Source organism: Robbsia andropogonis (genome assembly GCF_000970345.1).
Classification (GTDB): domain Bacteria; phylum Pseudomonadota; class Gammaproteobacteria; order Burkholderiales; family Burkholderiaceae; genus Robbsia; species Robbsia andropogonis.
Genome location: NZ_LAQU01000012.1, coordinates 42678 through 66961 on the forward strand (window position 1 = coordinate 42678; position 24284 = coordinate 66961).

Below are 24284 nucleotides of genomic sequence, written 5' to 3' on the forward strand. Positions count from 1 at the left end.
TCAGTCCTGCAGCAGCAACACGGCCGCTTGCGCCGCAATGCCTTCGGTGCGACCCAATGCACCGAGTTTTTCGTTGGTTTTCGCCTTGACGTTGATAGCGTCCACCGCAATGCCCAGATCCTCCGCGATCGTCTTCCGGATTTCCGGCATGTAGGTCGCCAACTTTGGTTGCTGGGCAATGACGGTGCTGTCCACGTTCTCGATGCGCCATCCGCGCGCTGTCACGCGTGTCACGGCCTCGCGCAGCAGCACGCGGCTGTCAGCGCCCTTGAATGCCACCGCCGTGTCTGGGAAATGGGTGCCGATATCGCCAAGGCCGGCGGCGCCGAACAGGGCGTCCGTGATGGCGTGCAGCAAAACGTCCGCATCTGAATGGCCCAGCAAGCCGCGATCATAGGCAATCCGGACGCCACCAATGATCAATGGACGATCCGGCACCAACGCGTGGATGTCATACCCCTGTCCTACTCGAATCTTCATCTGCTCTTCCTGACTAGGAGGACTGCCTGGCCTGCAAAAACGCTTCGGCCAAGGCGAAATCCTCCGGATAGGTAACTTTGAAATTGCGCATATGACCCCGAACGAGCTGCGGAGCATAGCCGGCCGCTTCAATTGCACTGGCCTCGTCCGTCACCACGCGGCCGGTCGTGTTCGCCGCGTCAAGCGCGTCACGCAATAAACCGAGACGGAACATCTGCGGCGTTTGCGCGAGCCAGAGTCCGTCGCGCGGCTCGGTATGGGCGATACGCACCTGGCCCGGCACGTCGTTCGCGCCACCCGTGCCAGCCGCTTCCACGATGAGACGTTCACGTTTCAGGGTATCCGCAAGGGGCAATGCGACGATGCCCCCGACCGAATCACCGCTGACGGCGGCAATCAACGTCCGGATCAGTGCCGGGGTCACGCCGGGACGCGCGGCATCGTGCACCAATACCCAGTCATGCGGCTGGGCACCGAAATCAGACTGTAGCACCGTCAAGCCATTGCGTACGGTGGCATGCCTGCTGTCTCCGCCGCATCGCCTGATCGCGTAGCGCAACCCTTCGAAACGACGCGGATCGAAGGCGGTATCATCCGGCGACAGCGCAATCAACGTCTGCGCAAACTCGGCGCACGCGTCGAATGCCGCCAACGCGTGATACAGCATGTTGCGTCCCGCCACGCTGCGATATTGTTTGGGCAGGCCGCCGCCCGCCCGCGTGCCGGTACCGGCGCACGGAATCAACGCAAAGAGCCGGGCATGCGCAGCACGCCCCTGGGTGCCGCGGCCGCCCGTTGCCGCCACGATCGTGGGCGATGCGTCGGAATCGGCGTTGCCGCCATCAAATACCGGAGGTTCAACCATCTTGTCCGTTGTCTAGGAATACAGAACCTGCTGCCTCTCATCGCTGTATTCGTCCATCCCGATCTTCCAACCGGGCGGATAGAAAAACTCGAGAAACGCCAGCAACGCCGACGGATTCTATAATAATGTTCTTCGCACCGGTGCAACGTGTCGCGCGGCCCCTGCCGCACGACACGCCACACCCTCCGGCGCGCCGAACGGAACACTATGCAAGATACGTCTAAATCCTCCCAGCGAGGCGCACGCGCACGCGCAGGCACCCCCACGTCGAACGCCAATCCATCGGCCGACCCAGCCGCAATCCCGGATCCCCAGGCGCAGGCCGCCGCCGCAAGTGCCTTTGCGGCGATGACCGCGGCCGGATCGCCGGTCCCATTGGTCAAGGCAGGCAAGCGCTATGCCGTCAGCACGCCGCCCGGCTCTTCCGATGCGCTGTTGATCGCACGCTACTTCGCCGCCTACGCGCCGCACCGGTTGTCGGGTGAGACGGCAAATGGGCGCGCTACTGTACAAACCGGCGCTGACGCAAACGCACCGGGCACGCTCGCCGTTGTTTGCGCGAATGCGCTCGATGCGCAGCGACTGGCGACGGAATTGCCGTATTTTGCACCGGGCTTGCGCATCCGCATGCTGCCGGACTGGGAAACACTGCCCTACGACTCGTTCTCGCCACACCAGGATCTGATCTCGGAACGACTGGCGACGCTGCACGAGTTGAGCGCAATCGGCGAGCGCCGTTGCGACATCGTCATCATCCCGGCCACCACCGCGACCTACAGGATGCCACCGGCCTCGTTCCTGGCCGCCTACACGTTCGCCTTCAAGCAGGGGGCCCAGCTCGACGAGGCCCGCCTGAAGGCACAATTGACGCTGGCCAGCTATGAGCACGTCAGCCAGGTGATGCGGCCCGGCGAATACTGCGTACGAGGCAGCCTCATCGACCTCTTTCCGATGGGCTCGCCGCTGCCCTACCGGATCGACCTGTTTGACGATGAAGTCGAATCGATCCGCGCCTTCGATCCGGACTCGCAGCGCAGCCTGTACCCGGTTCCCGATGTGCGGTTACTGCCCGGCCGGGAATTTCCCTTCGACGAAACGGCACGGACGGCCTTCAGGCGCCGTTGGCGGGAGGTGTTCGAAGGGGACCCGAGTCGTTCGACGATTTATCGTGATATCGGCAATGGCGTACCGCCCGGCGGCATCGAGTACTACCTGCCGCTGTTTTTCGATGAAACCGCCACGTTCCTGGATTACCTGCCGGCGAACGCGCACTTGATCATGCTCGGCGATATCGAAGCAGCCATCACCCGCTTCAGCAACGACACGCGCCAGCGCTTCGGCTTCCTGGGGCACGATCGCGACCGGCCGCTGCTGCCGCCGGAACGCCTGTTTCTCTCTGCCGAGGATTTCTTCACGCGGGCCAGGCCCTTTGCACGGCTGGCGCTGACACGTCCCCGTGGCGACACCGACGCCGCGACGACGACTGCCCCGGCGCACACCACGGCATCCGACGCGCCGGATGCCGCACATGCCGATACGGACGCCGCCGCCGGTACACCCGGACACGCTTTCGCGACCGCGCTGCCACTGCTTGCCGTCGACCGCCATGCGGACGATCCCGTCAGCGCGTTGCGTGCCTTCGTGTCGAAGCCGGGACGACACGTGTTCCTCGCGGCGGAATCCGCGGGCCGGCGCGAGACGATCGTGCAAATGCTCAACGACGCCGGCCTTAAGCCGGTCCTGCTCGATGACTTTGCCGCTTTCCTCGGGGGACTTCCGGCAACGAAGAACGCCGCGGCGAAACAGGCGACGACCTTCGCGCTGGGCATTGCTCCGCTCGCGTCCGGTTTCACATTGCCGGACGAACGGATCGCCCTGATCACCGAAACGGAACTATACGGACAGATCGCGCGCCGTGCCGGCCGTCGACGCCAGGAGCAGGCCAGTTCGGTCGACTCGATGGTGCGGGATCTGTCGGAACTCAAGATCGGCGATCCGGTTGTCCACAGCCAGCACGGCATTGGCCGTTATCACGGCTTGGTCACAATGGACATGGGAGAAGGCGAGACCGAATTCCTGCATCTTGAATACAACGGCGCCAGCAAACTCTACGTGCCGGTTTCGCAACTTCACGTGATCTCGCGCTATAGCGGTGCGGACCCTGAGACCGCGCCGCTTCATGCGCTGGGTTCAGGCCAATGGGAAAAGGCCAAGCGCCGTGCGGCGCAGCAAATCCGCGATACCGCGGCCGAGTTGCTCAACCTGTATGCACGGCGCGCGATGCGTCAAGGCCATGCGTTCGATCTATCGCCGCGCGACTACGAGGCGTTCGCGGAAACCTTCGGCTTCGAAGAAACCCCGGACCAGGCCGCCGCGATTGCCGCGGTGATCGCCGATATGACAAGCGGCCGGCCGATGGACCGGCTGGTCTGCGGCGACGTCGGGTTCGGCAAGACCGAAGTTGCGTTACGTGCCGCCTTTATCGCGGTCATGGGCGGCAAACAGGTCGCCCTGCTCTGCCCGACGACACTACTCGCCGAGCAGCACGCGCAGACCTTCTCGGACCGATTCTCGCAATGGCCGATCCGTATCGCCGAATTGTCACGCTTTCGCACCGGCAAGGAAACAACGGCGGCACTGCAGGCAATGGCCGACGGTACCGTCGACATCGTCATCGGTACCCACAAGCTACTCTCTGGCGACGCGAAATTCAAACGCCTCGGTCTGGTGCTGATCGACGAAGAACATCGTTTCGGCGTGCGGCAGAAGGAGCAATTGAAGGCGCTGCGCGCGGAAGTCGACATGCTGGCATTGACCGCCACGCCGATTCCGAGAACGCTGGGCATGGCGCTGGAGGGGCTGCGGGACTTCTCGGTCATTGCAACGGCGCCGCAAAAGCGGCTGGCGATCAAGACCTTCGTGCGTCGCGAGGAAGACAGCGTGATTCGCGAAGCCATGCTGCGTGAACTGAAGCGCGGCGGCCAGGTCTACTTCCTGCATAACGAGGTCGAAACGATCGACGCACGGCGCGAAATGCTCGAGGCGCTGGTCCCGGAAGCGCGCATCGTCGTCGCCCACGGCCAGATGCATGAACGCGAACTCGAACGCGTCATGCGAGACTTCACGGGCCGGCGCTATAACGTGTTGCTCTGCACAACGATCATCGAAACCGGGATCGACGTGCCGAGTGCCAACACGATCCTGATCCATCGCGCGGACCGCTTCGGATTGGCACAGTTGCACCAGTTGCGCGGCCGCGTCGGGCGTTCGCACCATCAAGCGTATGCGTACCTGCTGGTACGGGATGTCGACGGCTTGACCACGCAGGCAACGCGTCGACTGGAAGCGATTCAGCAGATGGAGGAGTTGGGATCGGGTTTCTATCTGGCCATGCACGATCTGGAAATCCGGGGCGCAGGCGAGGTATTGGGCGACAAGCAGTCCGGCGACATCACCGAGATCGGTTTCCAGCTCTATACGGAAATGCTGGCCGATGCGGTCAACGCATTGAAGGCCGGCCGCGAACCCGACTTGATATCGCCGTTGGCGGCCACGACCGAAATAAACTTGCATGTACCGGCAATTCTGCCTTCCGACTATTGCACCGATGTGCAAGAACGTTTGTCACTGTACAAACGTCTGGCAAACTGCGAGACTGCAACGGCCGTGGATACGGTCCATGAAGAGTTGATCGATCGCTTCGGTAAGCTGCCGCCGCAGGCGCAGGCGCTGGTCGAAATTCATCGATTGCGACTGGAGGCGCGACCGTTGGGCATCGCGAAAATCGATGCCTCGGAGGTCGCCATCGCACTGCAGTTCATTCCGAATCCACCGATCGATGGAATGCGGATCATCACGATGGTCCAGAAGAACCGCCATATCAAATTGGCGGGTCAAGACAAGCTGAGAATCGAAGCCAGCAGTCCGGACCTCGCAGTCCGTGTGGGGACGATCAAGGAAACGCTGCGCGCGCTGGGCGCACCAGTGCCACCCTCGCACATTGCGGGCGGCACGACGGCCGGCGGCACCGCCGACTGGCCTCGCGCCGGTGGGTCGGTTGCTGCGCAGGGAAAGGGAAACGCGCCACGGGACCCCGCGCGCAAGCGCCAGGTCGAACGGGGCTAACCGGATGAACGACAAGACGATGGCCTATCCGTCGAATACATCAGGACTTCAGGGACTTCCGACCTTCTCTGCGAGCAGTGCCGCCACGGCCGATATCGTGGCTGGCATTCCGGTTCCCACCCTCGACGATATTGCCGCCGAGCACATGGCGCTTGCGCCCTGGGTTACCCGCACGCCCCATTTCGAGAAAAACGACTTCATCTCGCTGGAAGACACGCAACTCCATTTCAAACTCGAGTTGTTGCAATATGCAGGGACCTTCAAGACCCGCGCCGCCTATTCGAACATGCTGGCGTTGAGTCATACGCAGCGCAGCATGGGCGTCACATGCGCCAGCGCCGGCAATCATGCCGTGGCGGTCGCCTACGCGGCAATGCGGTTGGGAATCAGCGCGAAGATCGTCGTCACCAACGGTGCGATCCGTTCGCGGACCGCGCTGGCGGAACACTACGGCGCCGACGTCGTCGTTGTCCGCAGCGCCAACGCGGCACTCGATGAAGTCGAGCGCATCGTCGCGGAGGAAGGCCGAACTTTCCTGTCGCCCTTTCACGGCTATCGCACCGTACTCGGCACCGCGACGCTCGGCTATGAATGGGCCACGCAAGCATCGAAGCTGGATGCCGTGATCGTTCCCATCGGTGGCGGATTGGCGGCCGGGATGTCCATCGCGTTCCGACTCACTAATCCCGACTGCCGTGTCTTTGGCGTGGAGCCGCGCGATGCCGATGCCCTAGCCCGCAGCATCATGACCGGCGAACCGGTGCGTACGGGTACGCGCGCGTCGTTCGACGAGCGCCTCGCGCCAAACGACGTCGGGCAATATAGCTATGAATTGTGTCGACGCTATCTGGATCGCGTCGTCACCGTCACCGATGCCGAACTGGGCGATGCGATGTTGCGCTTGTTCGACCAGTTGAAAATGGCGGTGGAACCGAGTAGCGCGGCACCGCTCGCGGCCCTGCTCGGACCGTTGCGGCGCGAGTTGGCCGGCAAGCGTGTGGGTATCGTGCTCAGCGGCAGCAATACCGATCCTGACGTCTATTCGCAGCAATTGCTGCGTGCCTATGCTGAGCGCAGCCTTTGATCAAGTCAAGCAACTGGCGTGCGCCCCTCACGGGCGCGTTGACGGCGCAGGGTCAGATGGTTGGCCATCACCACGCCAATTGTCACCACGCTGATAAATAGCGTCGCCAACGCATTCATTTCCGGATTCAGACCCAGACGCACGCGCGAAAACACGATCAACGGCAACGTTGTCGATCCCGGCCCGGAAAGAAACGCGGACAACACAACGTCATCGAATGACAACGTGAATGCCAGGAGCCAGCCCGCCACCAACGCCTGTGACAGCATCGGCAGCGTGATCGTGAAAAACACCCGCAACGGCGTGGCGCCAAGGTCGAGCGCCGCTTCCTCGATCGACGGGTTCAACTCTCGCACACGCGATTGGACGATGACGGCCACGTAGGACATGCACATCATCACATGGCCGATCCATATGGTGAAAAAGCCTCTTTCCGCGGGCCAGCCGATGTACTTGGCGACTTCGACGAACAGCAACAGCAGCGAAATGCCCTGAATCACTTCGGGAATTACCAACGGCGCGTTCAACATACCGCTATAAAGCGTCAATCCACGAAAGCGGCCCATCCGCGCCAACACGAAACCGGCCCAGGTGCCGATGGCGACCGACATGAAGGCGGTTGCCACCGCGATCTTCAGCGATAGCCAAAACGCCGAGATCAGTTCGTCATCGTGGAACAACGCGCCGTACCAGCGTAGCGAGAAATGCGTCCAGACGGTGCCCAGCTCCGATGCGGTGAACGAATAGACGATCAGCGAGATGATCGGTACATACAGGAACACAAAACCGACACCCAGCGACAGACCTCGGACCATCGACCATTTCGGCCTGGCCGACGCGCTGGCGGACAAAGATGCGCGACTCATCGGCTCTGCGCCTCCTTGTTTTGTGAATATTGGAACAACGCCATCGGTACCAGCAGCAGGATTACCATGGCGCAAGTGACCGCAGAGGCCATCGGCCAGTCGGCGTTGCTGAAAAACTCGTCCCACATGACACGCCCGATCATGAGCGTATCGGCGCCGCCCAACAAGCCAGGGATCACATACTCGCCGACCGACGGGATGAAGACCAACATGCAGCCGGCGATGATGCCGTTACGCGACAGTGGTACCGTGATCTGCCAGAACGCCTGCCAGGGTTTCGCCCCGAGATCATAGGCCGCTTCCAACACCGATCGATCCATCTTCACGAGGTGCGCGTACAGGGGCATGACGAGAAATGGCAGATACGAATACACCATGCCGATATAGACGCCCCAGGTCGTGTGATACAACGCGATGGGCGAATGCACTAGACCCGTGGACATCAGGAATTGGTTCAGCAGGCCATTGTTTTTCAAAATACCGATCCACGCGTAGACGCGAATCAGGAAAGACGTCCAGAACGGCAGCATCACCGCCATCAAGTACAAATTGCGCCGACCCGGGTCTGAACGGGCGATTTGATACGCCATCGGATAGCCGATCAACAGGCAGAAGAACGTCGAGATGGCGGCGATTTTCAGCGAACTGACATAGGTCGCGAAATATAACGAGTCCGTCAGCAAGAAAGCATAGTGCCCCAGCTGCAAGCTCACCCGCAGCATGCCGTCGGCAAAGTCAACTAACTGCGTGTAGGGCGGGATGCCCATTTCCTGGTCCGCGAAACTGATCTTGATGACCAGCAGGAACGGAATGAAGAAGAAGAGCATCAGCCACAGGAACGGCACCGCAATGACGGCGGAGCGACCGACATGCGCGCGACGCGCAAGCCGCGCCAGAAGGCCATTACCCTGGCCGGCATTCCCGCCGCTGCCCGGCTGCCCCTGGGCACCACCTTCGACACCACCGCGCGCATGCCGGTCGCCGGTCGATCCGGGTTGCAATGTACTCATGATGTCAGCACGACGCCGGCATCGGCGCCCCAGCTCAGATAGACCGTCTCGCCAATCTCCGGCACGCCGAGACGCGCCAGCGTCAGACTGGAGACATTCGCCACCACGACCATGTCCGACGGCAACCGGACATGGCACATCGTATAAGCACCCATATAAGCAGTCTGCTCCACCGTGCCGATAGTCCAGTTATGTGGTGCCGCTGGCGCCTCGCGACCGACTTCCACGCGTTCGGGGCGCACCGATACCGCAACCGCCATGCCTTCCGGTCCCGTGATGCCGTGCGAAATCAGGATCGGTCTCGACACCGCGGGTGCGTGCACGAGCACGTGATCCGACGCGTCCTCGATAACCTGGCCTTCGAACAAGTTCGTCGAGCCAATGAACTGCGCGGAAAACCGTGAGTTCGGGAATTCGTACACTTCACTCGGCGGCCCGACCTGGACGATTTCGCCCTCGCTCATGACCGCGACACGATCGGCCATGGTCATCGCCTCTTCCTGGTCATGCGTCACCATGATGCACGTCACCCCCACCGCTTCGAGAATCTCGATCAGTTCCAACTGCGTGCGTTGACGAATCTGCTTGTCCAGCGCCGACATCGGCTCGTCCAGCAACAACAATTTCGGCTGCTTCACCAGGCTACGCGCCAATGCAACACGCTGCTGCTGGCCACCCGACAACTGATGCGGTTTGCGGTTCGCGTACTTCCCCATCTGCACCAGTTCGAGCACGCGTGAAACCCGCTCACGCAATTCGCCGCCCCGCACGCCCTCCTGCTTCAATCCATAAGCAACGTTGCCGCTGACCGTCATATGGGGAAACAAGGCGTAGGACTGGAACATCATGTTGACCGGCCGCTTGTACGGCGGCAACGTGGTGATGTCCTGACCGTCTATCAGAATGCGGCCCGCGGTGGGAGCCTCGAAGCCCGCCAGCATGCGTAACAGCGTCGACTTGCCGCAACCGGAGCTGCCGAGCAGCGCGAAGATTTCCTTGCGTGCGATCGACAGCGCGACATGCTTGACGGCCGTCGTATCGCCGAATTGCTTCACGACATCGACGATCTGAATAAACCCTTCGTCCGACGCCGTACGCGCGGCGGCGCGCGACGATGCGTCACGTGCTCTACTCATTACTGGATACTCACTTCACACTCTTGAATAAGGAAAAGGGTGAGGCCACCAACGGCGCCTCACCCCGTACCGGGCCCTCACCCTGCCACTCGGGCCGATCAATGACCCGTTTTCAGTTCGGTCCACAGCCGCGTCTGCAGGCGCAGGATCGCCGGCGGCAACGGCTTCATCAGGAACAACGTCTTCACGACATCAGGCGGAGGATAAATCGCCGGATCTTCGGCAACCGCCTTGCTGACATACTTCCGCGCTTCCATGTTGGCGCTCGGATAGTAGACGGTATCGGTGATGGCCGCGTGCACTTGCGGCGTCTCGATATAGTTGATCCATTTCAGCGCTGCCTCCTTGTTCTTCGCATCCTTCGGAATGGCCATGACGTCGAAGAACACCGGGGCACCGCCCTTCGGAATGAAGTACTGGATCTTGAACGGTTTCTTCGCCTCTTCCGCGCGGTGACGGGCGATGGTGATATCGCCGGACCAGCCCAGCGTGAAGCACACGTCGCCGCCAACCATATCGTTAATGTAGCCCGACGAACTGAATTGGGTGATGTACGGTCGAACCGTCTTCAGCAACGCCAGGGCCTTCTGATAATCCTCCGGCTTCGTGCTGTCGGTCGGCAGGTTCAGGTAGTGCAAGGCCGCGGCAAACACCTGGTCTGGGGCATCCAGCACCGATACGCCGCACTGCTTCAGCTTCGACAGATTTTCCGGTTTGAAAAAAACATCCCAGCTATCGAGGTCTACCTTGTCACCCAGCAATTGCCTGGCCTTCGTAACGTTGTAGCCGAGGCCCGTCGTGCCGTACGCCCACGGCACGACGTACTTGTTGCCGGGGTCCGCACCCGCGACAAGCTTCATCAGGGCCGGATCGAGATATTTCAAATTCGGGAGCTGCGACTTGTCCAGCGGCGTGAACATCCCCGCCGCGATCTGGCGGCCGGCGTAATTGCTCGTGGGCGTGACAATGTCATAGCCGGAATTGCCGGTCAGCATCTTCGCCTGCAACGTGTCATTGCTGTCGTAATTGTCATAACGAACCTTGATACCCGTCTGCTTCTCGAAGTTCGAAACCGTGTCCTTGGCAATATAGTCAGACCAGTTGTAGACATTCAATGTCGTCTGCGCATGCGCCTCCAGGGCCATCCCCAGTCCCGCGATGGCCACCACGGAACCGAGCACGCCGGCGATCATGCCGCGCACGGCAGAACGCCGTTGCGATTGGACATGGACAGGTGCCACCGACCGCTGTTTTCTCATTTTGCTTCCTCCGCGAATACCCCGCATGTTGACGCGGAGTAAAGTACCTGAAACGGTGACAAAATCAAGCTTTGTGCGCAAACCGAACACCGGCGGGTTTCGACGGTATCGCGCAACACACCATCATCCTTCCAACCGAAAAAGCGAAAGCTATCATTATTTCGGACATGAACAAAAAGAAATCGCTTTTAGCTGACGAAGCACTTTCAGTCCGATGTCCGTACCGCCGCTGTTGCGCAACGGCACGGTTGTTGCTGCTGCACCGCGGTGACGCTTCAATATTCTACAAATGCGAATAGGAATCGTTATCATAAAGAAAAATTTACTTGTAAATGATTTATGGCGTCGTCACACCTGCCGCAAATCGATGAATAACGTTCTGAACGTTTAACCTAGCCTGTCCTTGGAGCACCTGCCTATGAATCATGACGTCGTCAACGAGCCTGCCTCCGGCGCGCGTGCTATCTGTGTATTGGGCCACGCGGGCGCGGCCGGATGCGTTGACGATGCGAACGTCGAAGGACAACCCGCGATGGACGGCACCGACTCAACGGCGCATTCACACGCCGGATCGGGTGTTACGGCGGTTCCCACGCGTTGGATACGGTTCGTCGGCGCGGGTGCGATGATAGCGGTGGGCTACATGGACCCGGGTAATTGGGCGACTGACCTGGCTGCCGGCGCGCAGTTCGGCTACACATTGCTCAGTGTCGTGCTGCTGGCCAGCGTGGCGGCCATGTTGCTGCAATGGACCGCCTCGCGCGTTGGCCTGGTTACTGGCCGTGATCTTGCGCAGCTTTGCCGCGAGCGCTTCGGGCCACGCACCGCGCGATACCTGTGGATCACCAGCGAAGTCGCGATCATTGCCTGCGATGTCGCGGAAGTGGTCGGGAGCGCCGTGGCGTTGCAACTCCTGTTGGGCGTATCGCTGACGGTAGGCGTCGTCTTGTGCGCCGTCGGCACCATTGCCTTGCTGGGCCTCAAGCGATTTGGTTCTCGCGCGATCGAGATCGTAGTGACGGCGCTGATCCTTTTTGTCGGCGCGTCGTTCGCGGCACAACTGGCGGTGGCGCATCCGGACTGGCACGCCGTTGCGCAAGGCCTGGTGCCCACGGCAGACCTGGTTCGCCATGCAGGCATGCTCTGGCTTGCCGCCGGTATTCTCGGCGCCACCGTCATGCCGCACAACTTGTATCTCCATTCAGCGCTGGTCAAGCACTACGCGCATGCTGACCATGGCGTCGGGCACGTGGCCACTGCCTGCGCCAGGGAGCAAGACACCGCGCGGCGTAACCGTGTGACCGGGATTTTCATCCGCGGCTATCGTGCGGCCATGACAGGCGAGGCGCTGCCACGCGAGCCTATATCCCCAGGGGCACCGGCGTTGATCGATCGTGCGCTGCGGACCGTCGGTTTTGATACCTTCGCGTCCTTGACGTTCGCTTTTCTGATCAATGCCGCGCTGCTGATACTAGCGGCATCGGTATTCCATGCAGCCGGTTGGACCCAGGTCGATGACCTCGGTGACGCCCACCGACTGCTATCTCCCCTGGTTGGCAACGGGTGGTCGGCAACGTTGTTCGCCTCCGCCTTGCTCGCCTGCGGCTTGAACTCGACTGTCACGGGCACCCTCGCCGGCCAGGTCGTCATGGAAGGATTCATGCGATGGCGGCTGCGTGACTGGCAGCGCACCTTGCTGACCCGCGCGTTGGCACTAGGTCCGGCATTATGGGCGGTGGCATGGTTCGGCCCTCAAGGATCAAATAGATTGCTGGTAGCCAGTCAGGTCGTCCTGTCGATGCAATTGCCGCTGGCCGTGATCCCCCTCATGATCTTCGCGCAGAACCGTCAATTGATGGGCCAATGGGCCGTGCGTGGTATCCGTGGCTGGGTAAACTGGGCCATCACGGCGGCAATCCTGATGTTGAACGGCATGCTAATCCTCCAGTTTCTGCAGTAAATTCGCGCGAAATCGGATTGCAAGCAAGCAGGGATTCCGCACGGTATAGTCGATGAGAACTTTCTGAATACGCATCCTTCGCCCTGCCAGCCATGCCACTACCTGCTTCGTCGCACGCTACCGTGCCTTCCGGCATCGTCGTCCGCTTTCTGGACGATCTCGTATCCAACGTTTCGGACGTGCAAACGCACCCGAAAGCGGCGCGGCGTCTTGTGAAGCCGACGTCACCGGCCATGCCGATCTTGGCGCCGATCCGTATCTCGCCACTGCTGACGAAGATGCTCGGAGGCACCGTGCTACTGGCCGCGGCCGCTGGAACCGCGCGTGCGGATGTGACCGTTGTCTCCCCCCCGACCGTCGTCCCAGCGTCGCTGCCGATGCGCGTGACGCTGTTATTCGCCGAAGATACGGAAAATCGTGCAAATCCAACCAATGGCGCGAGGCGCAACAGCGTGCGGTACACCGTACCGTCCACGCTGAAAGTGGCGCTCACCAGCGGAGACTTGCCCCCACAAACTTTGACACTGACCCGCGATCCGAAAGCGCCGGAATTCCTGTCGTTGCGGCCGGGGCAGTTCCGACGCATTTCCTACAGCGCCCCCTGGCCGACCGATGCTCGCGGCACAGTCCGCGTACAGGTGGCGGACTTCAATGCATCGCCCGCCCTGGTCACACTTGATCGAGGCAAACAGCAAAATCTGACGATTGCCGCCAACCAGGCAGCAAGCGCGATCGGACCGGGTGCCGCCGAAGGCAGCGAGCGCGCACATGGTGCGGAGCATGGTCCAGCCGCGACACTGCCGAACGCCACTCCGGGTACGGCAGCATCGCCAACAACCACGACGGCAACCGGCGCGGTACCGGCAAGTGATGCGTCGATCGGTCAGCAACAGGCCGCCATTGCGGCAACGAACCCGGAGAGCCGTCTGTCTTTTTATGAACCGATGTATATCGGCGTAGGCCGGAATGGCCATACCACCGCACGCTTCCAGTTGAGCTTCAAATACCGGATCGTCAAGCCGGCCGATCCCCGTTCGCGCAGCCTCGTCGACAACCTGTACTTCGGCTATACACAGGTCTCAATATGGGATTTGAGTGCGAATTCGAAGCCGTTCCGCGACACCAGCTACAAGCCATCGATTTTCTACTATCTACCGGATACGGGCCTGCGTGGCCGCTGGTTCGATTCGCTCGGCTTCCAGGCGGGGCTCGAACACGAATCGAACGGCCAGGCCGGCAACGACTCGCGCAGCATCAACATTGCCTACGTGCAGCCGATCGTTCATTTCTCGATGCCGTGGTCGACCCAGTTGACGTTGGCGCCGAAGATTTACTATTACCTGCAGAAGAGCGAAAACTCGGACATCGCGAAGTACCGCGGCTACACCGACTTCCAGATCCGGTACGGCCGTCCGGACGGGCTGGAATTGTTCACGACGCTGCGCAAGGGCAATCATGCGCTGTACGGCAGTATCGACGCGCAACTGACCTATCCGGCACAGCGCCTGTTCGGCGGTGCCTTCGGCGGCTATGTATGGGTGGGGTATTTCAACGGGTATGGACAGAGCTTGCTGGATTACAATAACCGCCAGCACTGGAACGTTCGCGTGGGCTACAGCATTTATCGGTGACACGGTAAAGGCGCACGGGGCGTGACCATCGTATTTTCACCTCGATGTATGTCTGATTCACCGTAATGACCCTGAAAACCGACGCAACGACCGTCTCTGCCTCCGACCTTCATGACACACCGGACAGTCCGTGCATCGGCGTTTGCTCAACGTTGTTCGACGACGTCTGCAAGGGCTGCGGCCGGACCGCGGTCGAGGTCAGCAACTGGGTGTTCCTCAGCGATGAAGAGAAACGTGCGGTCTGGCACCGCATCAACGCCGAGGGTACCGCGCTGCGCTTTACGCGTCATACGCCCCCCAAATCCGGCACATGAGCACAGGTTCCTGAATAAACGCGCGCGCATCGCATGGTGATGAAAAAAACCTCCCGGTAGCGTGACATATGCGTCCCGGACGTGGGTCCGGGCGTCGATACGGCACCGTCAGGAGGCATTTCTCCCCACGTCGCCCGGTCAGCGGGCAACGCGCAGGACGACTTCAATGGATACCCTGCGACTGCAGGTATTCCTCATAGGTACCGTGGTAATCGACAACTTCGCCGTTCGGGCGGATTTCGATGATCCGCTGCGCCAGGCCGCTGACGAATTCCCGGTCGTGCGAGACGAATACGAGCGTGCCAGGAAAACGATCCAGCGCCGCTTGCAGCGATTCGATCGATTCCATGTCCATATGGTTCGTCGGCTCGTCCATCAGCAGCACATTGTGCTTGCCGAGCATCAGTTTGCCCCAGATCATCCGCCCCTTTTCACCGCCGGACAGCACCTTGACCGACTTGCCCACATCGTCGCCGCCAAACAGCAAACGTCCCAGCGTTCCCCGTAGCACCTGGTCGTCGTCGCCTTCCTGCGCATATTGCGAGATCCACTCTGTCAGCGTCATCGGCTGTGGGAACATCTCGTTGGTATCCTGCGGCATGTAGCCGACATTGGCGTTCTCGGCCCACTTCACCACGCCTTCGTCCGGGGGCAACTGACCGAGCAGCGTGCGCAACAGTGTCGTCTTGCCGGCACCATTCTCACCGATGATGGCCACCTTCTCGCCCGCCTGGACCGTGACGTTCGTCTTCTGGAATAACGTCCGGTCGTACGACTTCTTAAGGTTTTCAGCCGTCACGGCCAGATTGTGCAGCTTTTTTTCGAACTCGAAACGGATGAACGGATTCTGCCGCGATGATGGCTTGATGTCCTCCACCTTGATTTTATCGATCATCTTGCGACGGCTGGTTGCCTGGCTTGCCTTCGACTTGTTCGCCGAGAATCGACGGACGAAATCCTGCAGTTCGGCAATCTTTTCCTTCGCCCGCGCGTTGTTTGCCACCGCCCGTTCGCGCGCTTCCGTCGATGCACGCATGTAGTCGTCATAGTTGCCCGGATAAACCTTCAACGTCCCGTAGTCCATATCCGCCATGTGCGTGCAGACCTGATTCAGGAAGTGTCGATCATGGGAAATGATGACCATCGTCGAATCGCGCTGATCCAGTACGTCACCCAACCAACGGATCGCGTTGATGTCCAGGTTGTTGGTCGGTTCATCGAGCAACAACACATCAGGATTCGAAAACAGGGCCTGCGCCAGCAATACACGCAGTTTCCAGCCCGGAGCGACTTCGCTCATCAGGCCGTTATGCTGTTCCATCGGCACGCTCAGACCAAGCAGCAGTTCCCCGGCGCGGGCTTCCGCAGTATAGCCGTCATATTCGGCAAATTTGGCTTCCAGGTCCGCCGCGCGCATGTAGTCATCCTCGGTGGCATCCGGATTGGCGTAGATCGCGTCGCGCTCGGCCATCGCCGCCCACATCTCGGTGTGCCCCATCATCACGACGTCGAGGACACGCATGTCCTCATAGCCAAACTGGTTCTGCGACAACTTACCCAGTCGCATGTGCGCATCCAGCGACACATTGCCAGCCGACGGCTCAAGGTCACCGCCCAGGATTTTCATGAACGTGGATTTGCCGCAACCGTTCGCGCCGATCAGGCCGTAACGATTGCCTTCGCCGAACTTGACCGAGATGTTCTCGAACAAGGGCTTCGGCCCGAACTGCATGGTGATATTCGCGGTGGACAGCACTGGTGATCTCGATAAATACGAATGAATGCCAAAAACGGCGCGGGGCGCGTTGCGGACCACGCTCGCCATCCCGCCACAACCGTGATGCGGGGCCGGGAAAGCGGAGCCGGAATGTCGGGAAACAGGGATGACACGCCCGCGCATCGCGGACGGCCCAGACAGCGCCACACGGGTGAACGCCAAAACACGCCTACGTCAATCCGGTATTTTACCATTCGCGGCGCCCGTGCAGGCGTTCGCGCGATATGACGTGCCGGTCAAGAAGTCGACAACGTGGGATAGTCCGACACGGTTAACGTAAAACCATGGGAGCCGGACTGCAAACGGGCCGTTGCACCGAATGGCAAGGTAACGATGTCGTCAACATGCCCGAACGGCAAGCCCCACACAATCGGCACGCCGGACACGGCACCGATCTGCGCCATCGTCGTGGCCAGCGTGTAGCCGTTGTTATAGTCTTGCGCGCCGTCGGCACCGGTGAAATGACCGAGTACGATGGCACGTTGCCGTTTAAGAATACCGCACAGATGCAGTTGGTACAGCACTCGTTCGATCCGATAGGGTTGCTCGTGGACGTCTTCCAGAAACAGGATGCCTCCCTCGATAGGTGGCATATAGGGTGTGCCAGCGAATGCGCCGAGCGTCGCCAGATTGCCGCCCCACAGGATGCCCTCCACATCGACGTGCGGCTGATCGGGCAGCGTCCCGTCGATCGTGTAGCGGGACGACTGGATCAATGACCAGAAATGCGTTTCGGTAAACCGGCTGACAATGTCAGCACCAAAATTCGATGCCAGCATCGGCCCGGCAAAGGTCACCATGCCCGCTTTTTGATATAGAGCGAGATGCAGTGCGGTAATGTCACTGTAGCCGGTGATGATGGGGCAGCGAGCGCCCGGTGCAGTGAAACGTTCGCGCAGCGCGCCGTAGTCGATGCCGTCGAGAACACGAACCACCCCGTAGCCCCCTCGCACCGCCATGACGATGTCGGGCACCGCGACGGCGGGATTCGCCAGGTCCAGCCAGTCCGAAAGGCGCTCGGTGTCGGTCCCGGCAAAGCGCTCGAACTTGCGACTCGCCGCCCCGGCGGCGGCGAGGTGATGCCCCCGCGCTCGCAAATAAGCGACCGCACGGGCGACCCGCGCCAAATCGGCATAACCCGACGGCGCAACCAAGCGAATATCGCAAGGTCGCTGCGGGACGTCGCGAAGGGAATCGCCGCCATCGCACGACAACGCGTCATCAAACGCATCACCATCGGTCTGGCCCGCCGTCGACATCATCTGGCTAGTCATCTGGTCAAGCAAAGTGCGCATGAAGCCTCCAAATCATTACTGTCTCGCTGGGTCGATCGACTATTGGCCGTCACCGTCGCGCGCGTCCGACACGCTTACCTCCGCTACCGGCGCCTCGGCTTTCGCGATCCGAGCCGCCTTGACGGCCGCCCGCCGCGCCGCGAAGAACGCCCGCAAGTCCGCTGCGCATTCGGCTTCCAGCAGGCCGCCCTGGACTTGGGTGTGATGATTGAGTTGCGGCGCGCCAAACAGGTTCACCACGCTTCCGGCCGCTCCGGTCTTGGGGTCCGGCGCGCCGTAGACCACACGCGCGATTCGGGAGTGCATGATGGCACCCGCGCACATGGCGCAAGGCTCCAGCGTCACAAATAATTCGCAGCCTGGCAAACGGTAATTTTGCAATGCGATGGCCGCCGCACGCAATGCGATCATCTCGGCATGGGCCGAGGGGTCATGTCGCCCGATCGGTTGGTTGAATCCGGTGGCGATGATCTCATCCCCCCGGACAATGACCGCGCCCACGGGCACTTCGCCGCGTGCCCGTGCCTGCCGCGCGGCGTCGAGCGCACACCGCATCAGGCGCGCGTCCCGCTCCGACCACAGGTCCGGAACCTTGGCAGGCGACGAGAATCCGTCATCGGTGGAATCGGACTTCAAGGAAAGGCTCTTTTATCTAACAGCGGTCAGACGACATGTAAGGCAGTATATGAACCGCCGTGCCGTTTCGAATCAGCGCGCTTCGGCCGCGAAACGGTGTCGCGGCGCCACCCACTGTTCGCGGCCGGCCACCAACGGGAGATCACGCTCGCCGGGTGCAGTGGCAGCCACCAAGGCGTACAACGCGCTGACGGTCTCTGACAATGCAGCGGGAAACTGCATCCCGCGCAGCAGATGCCCCAGCAGCAATGCCGAAAACACATCACCCATGCCATTCGGCAAGGGATCAAGCGGCACACGCGGGGTGGCGACTTCCCAGGCGCCGTCGGCATCGATACCCAGCGTCAGCAGTTCGACATCGGCTGGCGCGGCAACATCGGCAACGCCGGACGCGGAGGCGGGTGTGTCGACCTCTCGCCGCGCGGTGTGATCACCGGTGAAACTGGTGATCACGATGATACGCGGTCCCGGCCGTCCTGGCGCGCCCAGCATGGCGCGCGCCGCGACAATTGCCTCGTCGACACTGCGGACCGGCGCGCCATGCAGCCATTCGAATTCGAAGTGATTGGGCGTGATCACCGTCGCCATTGGCACTGCGCGATCACGTAAGAACGCCGGGATACCGGGACGCACGAAGACACCGCGGCCGATATCACCGATAACCGGATCACACAGGTACAGCATATCGGGATGACCACGACGAATCTCGCTTACCGCGGCGAGGATCTGCTCGCCCGTGGCGGCGTCACCGAGGTAACCGGACAGCACCGCGACGCAACGCTGCAGGATGCCGCGCGCACGAAGGCCCTCCAGCACCTCACCAATATGGGACGCCGGAAAAACCTGGCCTTTGAACTCGCCGTAACCGGTATGGTTCGAGAACTGAACCGTATTGACCACCACGGGCTGGATGCCGAGCAGTTGCAGCGGCAACACGGCAGCGGCGTTGCCCACATGGCCGAACGCGACATGGGACTGTACGGACAGCACCAATGGCGCCGGTGACAAGGGTAACGTGTCAGCGACGGCGGTAACCGTCCCTAACACAACCGGCGGCGTGCATGCCGTCATCGACTGCGCTTGCCGCTGGTACGCGTCGGCGTCCCAGCGGTCGGCAAGCCCGCGTTCTGCTGACGTTGCAGGTCAGCCAATTGCTTTTGCAGGTCGGCCAATTGCGCCTGGGCGGCACGATTTTCCTCCGCCAGTTGCGCCATCTGCGCTTCCGACTGGCGCTGGCGTTCGTTGACCGCTTCCTGCTGCGTCTGTTGAATCGCAAGGTCGGCCTGGATACGCGCGGCCCGTTCCTTATTGACGTCGATCAGCATCTCGGTCTGACTACGCTGCGCCGCCAATTGCACGGCACGAATCTCGGACTGCGCCAGATCCGATGTCTGGGCGGCGAAATCGCGGAAAATCGCATCGGCACGCGCCATATCGGACGTCTTGACAACACGCCAGAAATTCTTGCGCTCGAACAACGCGACATAGTACGTCGTGTCGTTGGTTGCCATCAACAGACTGGCACCGTAGCTGCCGTTATACACGGTGCGAAGTTCGGCCAATTCCTTATTCGCGATCCGACGCTGCAACTCCGCGACGTTCCCCCCATTGGTCGCCACATCCTGCGCCGTCGGCGTGCCCGCAGGCGCCCCCGATTGCGGACGCATCGCCTGTGCCTGACGCGATGCGTCCGCATTCAGCGCCGGCAGGTTTTCCTTGCCGCCGTTCACTTGCTGAACACCGGCCTGCCCGGCCTGCTGAGTGGCAAGCGACTGCGCATGGACGACAGGTACTACGCAGAACCACACCGCACCAGCCAGCATGCCGCCTACTGCCAAGCGGATGCCCGCCGCACTCGCATCAACTGCGATCATTCACCCTCTCCCTTCTCGCGTTGCCGGTTCTTCGTCGAATAATTGATATTTGCGCATCTTTTCCCACAACACCTTACGGCTGATGCCCAACGCTGTCGCGCTGGCCTGTCGGCGCCAGCCGTTTTCCTCAAGAACCGCCATCACGCGGGATCGTTCGCCCGTATCCCACCGACCACGATCCACACTAGGCGTGGCCAAGGACGACACCGCGACTGCTTCGCGCTCGGTTCGTGCTGCCAGCAACATTCGTTGTATACGGACAACATCCCAATGCCCTAGCTGTCGGACCACGACAGCGATTCTTTCGGCCAAATTTCGCAACTCCCGCACATTACCCGAAAAACGCATATTAGACACCGCATCTGTGAGCCAGTACGGTATTTCCGGCAATGATTTCGCGCGCTCCGCCCCAATAACATGGGTAAAAAAAGACTTAAATATGGCGATTTTATCGGCCGCTCCCCGACTTTCCAGATTTGGCACCAATAATTCGATCACCGCTATTCGATAATACAGATCGGCACGAAACCGATCACTGGCGACCAATTCCAGCATGTCGCGGTTGGTCGCGGCGATTAACCGGAAGTCCACCTTGATTGCCGCGGTGGAACCGAGCCGCATCAATGTGCCGTCCTCCAGCACCCGCAACAACTTGACCTGTTGGAACACGGGCAGATCGCCGATCTCATCCAGGAACAGGGTGCCGCCCGATGCCTGTTCGAAAAAACCACGATGCTGTGCCGCCGCTCCTGTGAAAGCGCCCTTCGCATGACCGAAGAATAGTGACTCAAACAGTCCTTCCGGGATCGCTCCGCAGTTTACCGCAACAAAAGGGCCTTTCCCATATTGGGTATGCCCTTGATGCAGTCGATTAGCAATGCGCTCCTTGCCCACCCCGGTCTCGCCGTGAATCAGCACGCTTGCATCGCAATCGGCAAACAGATCAACTTCGGTCAACAGTTGTTGCATCGGCTCGGAGTCGGCGATGAACACATCCGTGTCGCGAATCGGAGACAGCGACGCGTTGACCTGTTCCACGACCTTCATCACGAGCGAGCGCAGCTCGGCGGCGGTGAAGTCCAACGGCAGGACATAGCGATAGTCCGCGGGATAATCACCCACGCCGCGACCGTCATGACCACGCGGCGCCGCTCCCACCCAGATCACCACCATGCCTTGGGTGGCTTCCCAGTCACGCGACCAGTTTGCCCCGTCGATGGCGCTCACGCTCACGATGGCGAGGCTGCGCGGCGAGCGCTTGCCGGCCGGCATGTCATGGTCGACTCGGCGTACCGTGCTGTCCGGCCCGCTCAGGCAACGTTCCACGCGGTCGAAGATATCGACATAGCCCTCGACTACATAGACTTCCAGTCCGTCGAGAAAGGTCAGGTCTTTAATCATGTTCAAATCGCGTGAAACGCGTATTCCCTCTTGTGCCGCATGCGGCGTAGTGCGACGTTACTTGACCAGTCGCACGTCGGTTCCCAGACAGTTCAAGCTCAGCAGCTTCAACGTGGCCTGACCCAGATTCGCGCCCAACAAGCTTTGCAGCGCGTTTGATAAAAGAAGCCCAAGCGAATTCAGAACCGGCTGCAGCAAATTCGCGACAAGTCCCGCCGTTGCCAACAAGCTGTTGTAGACCGTTGTGCCGTTCGCCGTTGCCGTACCCGACAACTTCGACGCCAGACATGCCTGGGCGTTGCCCAGCAAGCCACACGGGTACAGCAGCCCGGACACCAGGCCGCCGACGATCTGCTGCACCGACGTCAACAATGACGACACCGCGCTCACCGTCCCGGTCAGCAAACTCGCCACCGTCACTTGCTGCCCGCTCAGGACCTGCGTTCCCGTGGAAGTCAGCGCGGAGGACAACGTGGCGAGCGCGCTCAGACCGGTCTGCGCCGCAGTCGCGGCGGTGGACAGCGTGCTACCCGTCGCGCCCAGCAACGCCGATGCCAACGTCGTACTGCCGGTCGCGCTATTGCTGCCTGAGGAAGAGCCTGTCACGCCAGTCGCCGTGGACGCCCCCGGCAGCAAGGACGCGACCAGTTGCGTATTGAGCGCAGTCAGCACTTGCGACAACGTCGTACCCAAGGACAGCGGATTGCTGCCCGTGGTCACGCTCTGACCGGCGGACAGCGTGTAATCGCCGTCGTTCGCGAAACCCTGCAACGTCAGTCCGGCGTTGATCTTCGCCAACCCACCGACCAGCGACAGAATCGTCTGGGAGCCGACCCCGGCGCTGCAACTGGTGGCCGGATTCATGACCGATGCCGCCGTGATATTGCCCACGCACGACTGCAGCAACGGATTCGTCACATGAAAGCTGGCCAGGTCGTTATAGCTGCTGTCACGTGCGGTACAAAGCGATGTCAACGTGGCCTGCGCACCGGTGACGTCAATCTCGATCGGCAGATCGAAACTCGCAACAAGGCCAAGCAACGGTACCGATCCGGTCAAGCCCGCGGAGGTGATATGCGCATAGACGCGCACCTGCGCAGCGTAGGCAGTCGCGCCAACACCACCGATGCCGATCGAAGGCGGTGCGACCAGGTAAGTCTGCGCGGTAATGCCGCCGGCACCGATCGCCGCCCCGATCGCGCTGTTCTTGTTCGCGATGCCCAGTGCCGTGGTGATTACATCGAGCGCATTCAACTGCGCATTCAACACACTGGTGGCAACGGAGGTGGAAGTGGAGGACGGGCTGTCCATCGTCATCAGTCCCCGCGACGTCGCACCGGTCGACAACAACGGAATCGATGCATTGCCCGCCACGCCGCTCAGTCCGAGCGTCGTGGACAGGCTGGACACGCCGGTAACCGAGGCGACCGCACTGACCAGTTGGTTCATCGTTACCGAATTCGTCGATAGCAGCGCGTTCAGCCCGGCCAGCGTGATATTGGTCGGCACCGTATAACCCAGTGCTCGCAGTAACGAGATCATGCTCACATTCACATTGGCCACCGCGCTGCCGCACAAAGCGGAGGCATACAGCGAACAGATCAAACCGGAACCGATCGAGAAAACCGCCACCGGCGTGCCGTTGCGGATCGCGATGGCTTGCGCATAGACCTGGGAAGAAGGCATCCAATCCGGCGCGAATGGCATCTGCCCCGTGACCGATACCCGGATGGCATTCGGATCGGTCGCCGGTATGCCGCTCAGAATCGTGTAGTGATCGGTGGCCGCGGAACTCGGACTCCAGTTGCCGCAGTCGACGACCAGCGAGGTTGTCGTGGCGTTCAATGCGGCATTGCTCGTCGCAGCGGCGATCGCGGAACTGCAATTGACACCACTCAATGTCTGCGCACCGGCCAACGCCGCCATGTCCGCGACATTCTGCATCTGCCGTCGAAGATAGTATTGATAGCCCAGCACCAACGACTCGAGCAGCACGATGCCGACCAGCATGAATAGCCCGATGGTCACGGCCATCGAGCCGCGTTGCGCGCCACGCCGGCCATGCTGGAATGACAAGGTGTGCGAATCGTGCAAGCGCGACACGCCGGCGACACGCCTCGGGTTCATTTGATCAGCACGTCCGGTTCGAGTTGCACGGTCGTGCTGGCGGTGAGCGTCGTCGGCAGAACGAGATTCAGGAACGGCAATGTTGGCACCAGGGGTTTCGAGGCGTAGTTATAGCTGGCCGTGACCTTCAGGCACGATTGGGTCGACAGATACGGACAAGCCGTGGCGCTTGGCGTGGAGGTGACGCAAGCGGTACTGCCCAGCCAGGTGGTGGCGTTGTTGACCGCCGCGCACGCTGCCGTGATCGGGCTCGTGCTATAGCGCAGCGCGGCACGCGCGCCTTCGCCGACCGCCAGCGTCAATGTCTGCTGTGCCAGCAGGATCAGCGCCCAGGTGATCAAGCCATAGACCAGCAGGAATACCACCGGAAACACCAAGGCAAACTCGACCGCGGCCACGCCGCGCTGCTGGCCACGCGTGTCCTGCGCACGCGGGCGCCGTCGC

General features: G+C 61.1%; 18 protein-coding genes and 1 pseudogene. 5 read left to right on the top strand and 14 right to left on the bottom strand.

Annotation, left to right across the window (positions count from 1 at the left end; genetic code table 11):
• Together ispF and ispD are read right to left on the bottom strand one after the other, a co-directional pair.
• Positions 1-480 (bottom strand): 2-C-methyl-D-erythritol 2,4-cyclodiphosphate synthase, encoded by a 480-nt coding sequence (ispF, locus tag WM40_RS12885; protein WP_024903008.1) that lies wholly within the window; start codon positions 478-480, stop codon positions 1-3.
• Between the two features lie 13 nt (positions 481-493).
• On the bottom strand, positions 494-1345 hold the full coding sequence (gene ispD / locus WM40_RS12890; RefSeq protein WP_082102662.1) for a 2-C-methyl-D-erythritol 4-phosphate cytidylyltransferase: 852 nt from the start codon (positions 1343-1345) through the stop codon (positions 494-496).
• Between the two features lie 348 nt (positions 1346-1693).
• Between ispD and mfd the strand changes: the two are divergent.
• Together mfd and WM40_RS12900 are read left to right on the top strand one after the other, a co-directional pair.
• Positions 1694-5329: pseudogene (gene mfd / locus WM40_RS12895) on the top strand (transcription-repair coupling factor); the annotation flags it as partial.
• A gap of 145 nt (positions 5330-5474) precedes the next feature.
• Positions 5475-6554, top strand: a complete 1080-nt coding sequence (locus WM40_RS12900) for a threonine/serine dehydratase (RefSeq protein ID WP_024903011.1) — start codon at positions 5475-5477, stop codon at positions 6552-6554.
• 5 nt (positions 6555-6559) lie between these two features.
• Here WM40_RS12900 and WM40_RS12905 read toward each other — a convergent pair whose 3' ends face one another.
• The 4 genes from WM40_RS12905 to WM40_RS12920 form a co-directional block, all read right to left on the bottom strand.
• On the bottom strand, positions 6560-7369 hold the full coding sequence (locus tag WM40_RS12905) for an ABC transporter permease subunit (RefSeq protein WP_036009297.1): 810 nt from the start codon (positions 7367-7369) through the stop codon (positions 6560-6562).
• Between the two features lie 47 nt (positions 7370-7416).
• Positions 7417-8430, bottom strand: a complete 1014-nt coding sequence (locus tag WM40_RS12910; protein ID WP_082102667.1) for an ABC transporter permease subunit — start codon at positions 8428-8430, stop codon at positions 7417-7419.
• Positions 8427-9566 (bottom strand): ABC transporter ATP-binding protein, encoded by a 1140-nt coding sequence (locus tag WM40_RS12915; protein ID WP_024903014.1) that lies wholly within the window; start codon positions 9564-9566, stop codon positions 8427-8429. Before WM40_RS12915 ends, WM40_RS12910 begins: the two co-directional genes overlap by 4 nt.
• 98 nt (positions 9567-9664) lie before the next feature.
• On the bottom strand, positions 9665-10759 hold the full coding sequence (locus WM40_RS12920; RefSeq protein ID WP_096349176.1) for a polyamine ABC transporter substrate-binding protein: 1095 nt from the start codon (positions 10757-10759) through the stop codon (positions 9665-9667).
• Positions 10760-11357: 598 nt separating this feature from the next.
• Between WM40_RS12920 and WM40_RS12925 the strand changes: the two genes are divergently transcribed.
• The 3 genes from WM40_RS12925 to WM40_RS12935 all read left to right on the top strand — a co-directional run bounded on the left by WM40_RS12925 (position 11358) and on the right by WM40_RS12935 (position 14730).
• Positions 11358-12785 carry an Nramp family divalent metal transporter gene (locus tag WM40_RS12925; protein WP_046153072.1) on the top strand — a complete coding sequence of 476 codons (1428 nt, stop codon included), beginning with the start codon at positions 11358-11360 and terminating at the stop codon, positions 12783-12785.
• A gap of 92 nt (positions 12786-12877) precedes the next feature.
• Entirely contained in the window at positions 12878-14416 is a 1539-nt protein-coding gene (locus WM40_RS12930; protein ID WP_024903017.1) for a phospholipase A, read from the top strand.
• Between the two features lie 65 nt (positions 14417-14481).
• Positions 14482-14730: a DUF1289 domain-containing protein gene (locus WM40_RS12935; RefSeq protein WP_024903018.1), complete on the top strand. Its 249-nt coding sequence runs from the start codon at positions 14482-14484 to the stop codon at positions 14728-14730.
• Positions 14731-14893: 163 nt separating this feature from the next.
• On the opposite strand, the gene WM40_RS12940 is transcribed toward WM40_RS12935, so the two are convergent.
• From WM40_RS12940 to WM40_RS32295, 8 genes are all read right to left on the bottom strand, one after another.
• Positions 14894-16486 carry an ABC-F family ATPase gene (locus WM40_RS12940; RefSeq protein ID WP_046153074.1) on the bottom strand — a complete coding sequence of 531 codons (1593 nt, stop codon included), beginning with the start codon at positions 16484-16486 and terminating at the stop codon, positions 14894-14896.
• Between the two features lie 257 nt (positions 16487-16743).
• The gene (locus WM40_RS12945) at positions 16744-17802 is read right to left on the bottom strand and encodes an LD-carboxypeptidase (protein WP_024903020.1); all 1059 of its coding nucleotides are present in this window, start codon (positions 17800-17802) and stop codon (positions 16744-16746) included.
• 39 nt (positions 17803-17841) lie between these two features.
• Entirely contained in the window at positions 17842-18438 is a 597-nt protein-coding gene (gene tadA, locus WM40_RS12950; RefSeq protein WP_046153046.1) for a tRNA adenosine(34) deaminase TadA, read from the bottom strand.
• Between the two features lie 72 nt (positions 18439-18510).
• A complete protein-coding gene (gene pdxY, locus WM40_RS12955; RefSeq protein WP_046153047.1) occupies positions 18511-19509 on the bottom strand; it encodes a pyridoxal kinase PdxY in 999 nt (332 codons plus the stop codon).
• Complete coding sequence (locus tag WM40_RS12960) at positions 19506-20312, bottom strand: DUF2968 domain-containing protein (RefSeq protein ID WP_024903023.1); 807 nt, start codon at positions 20310-20312, stop codon at positions 19506-19508. Before WM40_RS12960 ends, pdxY begins: the two co-directional genes overlap by 4 nt.
• The gene (locus WM40_RS12965; RefSeq protein WP_024903024.1) at positions 20313-21710 is read right to left on the bottom strand and encodes a sigma 54-interacting transcriptional regulator; all 1398 of its coding nucleotides are present in this window, start codon (positions 21708-21710) and stop codon (positions 20313-20315) included.
• 60 nt (positions 21711-21770) lie between these two features.
• Complete coding sequence (locus WM40_RS12970; RefSeq protein WP_024903025.1) at positions 21771-23840, bottom strand: pilus assembly protein TadG-related protein; 2070 nt, start codon at positions 23838-23840, stop codon at positions 21771-21773.
• On the bottom strand, positions 23837-24238 hold the full coding sequence (locus WM40_RS32295) for a TadE family protein (RefSeq protein ID WP_313905198.1): 402 nt from the start codon (positions 24236-24238) through the stop codon (positions 23837-23839). The genes WM40_RS12970 and WM40_RS32295 overlap by 4 nt, the downstream gene beginning before the upstream one ends.
• Between the last annotated feature and the right edge of the window lie 46 nt (positions 24239-24284).

Excerpts from the sequence above, each read along its gene's own strand:
- ispF (WP_024903008.1), bottom strand. The coding sequence starts at position 480 with ATGAAGATTCGAGTAGGACAGGGGTATGACATCCACGCGTTGGTGCCG.
- ispD (WP_082102662.1), bottom strand. The coding sequence starts at position 1,345 with ATGGTTGAACCTCCGGTATTTGATGGCGGCAACGCCGATTCCGACGCA.
- WM40_RS12900 (WP_024903011.1), top strand. The coding sequence starts at position 5,475 with ATGAACGACAAGACGATGGCCTATCCGTCGAATACATCAGGACTTCAG.
- WM40_RS12905 (WP_036009297.1), bottom strand. The coding sequence starts at position 7,369 with ATGGTCCGAGGTCTGTCGCTGGGTGTCGGTTTTGTGTTCCTGTATGTA.
- WM40_RS12910 (WP_082102667.1), bottom strand. The coding sequence starts at position 8,430 with ATGAGTACATTGCAACCCGGATCGACCGGCGACCGGCATGCGCGCGGT.
- WM40_RS12915 (WP_024903014.1), bottom strand. The coding sequence starts at position 9,566 with ATGAGTAGAGCACGTGACGCATCGTCGCGCGCCGCCGCGCGTACGGCG.
- WM40_RS12920 (WP_096349176.1), bottom strand. The coding sequence starts at position 10,759 with ATGATCGCCGGCGTGCTCGGTTCCGTGGTGGCCATCGCGGGACTGGGG.
- WM40_RS12925 (WP_046153072.1), top strand. The coding sequence starts at position 11,358 with ATGGACGGCACCGACTCAACGGCGCATTCACACGCCGGATCGGGTGTT.
- WM40_RS12930 (WP_024903017.1), top strand. The coding sequence starts at position 12,878 with ATGCCACTACCTGCTTCGTCGCACGCTACCGTGCCTTCCGGCATCGTC.
- WM40_RS12935 (WP_024903018.1), top strand. The coding sequence starts at position 14,482 with ATGACCCTGAAAACCGACGCAACGACCGTCTCTGCCTCCGACCTTCAT.
- WM40_RS12945 (WP_024903020.1), bottom strand. The coding sequence starts at position 17,802 with ATGCGCACTTTGCTTGACCAGATGACTAGCCAGATGATGTCGACGGCG.
- pdxY (WP_046153047.1), bottom strand. The coding sequence starts at position 19,509 with ATGACGGCATGCACGCCGCCGGTTGTGTTAGGGACGGTTACCGCCGTC.
- WM40_RS12960 (WP_024903023.1), bottom strand. The coding sequence starts at position 20,312 with ATGATCGCAGTTGATGCGAGTGCGGCGGGCATCCGCTTGGCAGTAGGC.
- WM40_RS12970 (WP_024903025.1), bottom strand. The coding sequence starts at position 23,840 with ATGAACCCGAGGCGTGTCGCCGGCGTGTCGCGCTTGCACGATTCGCAC.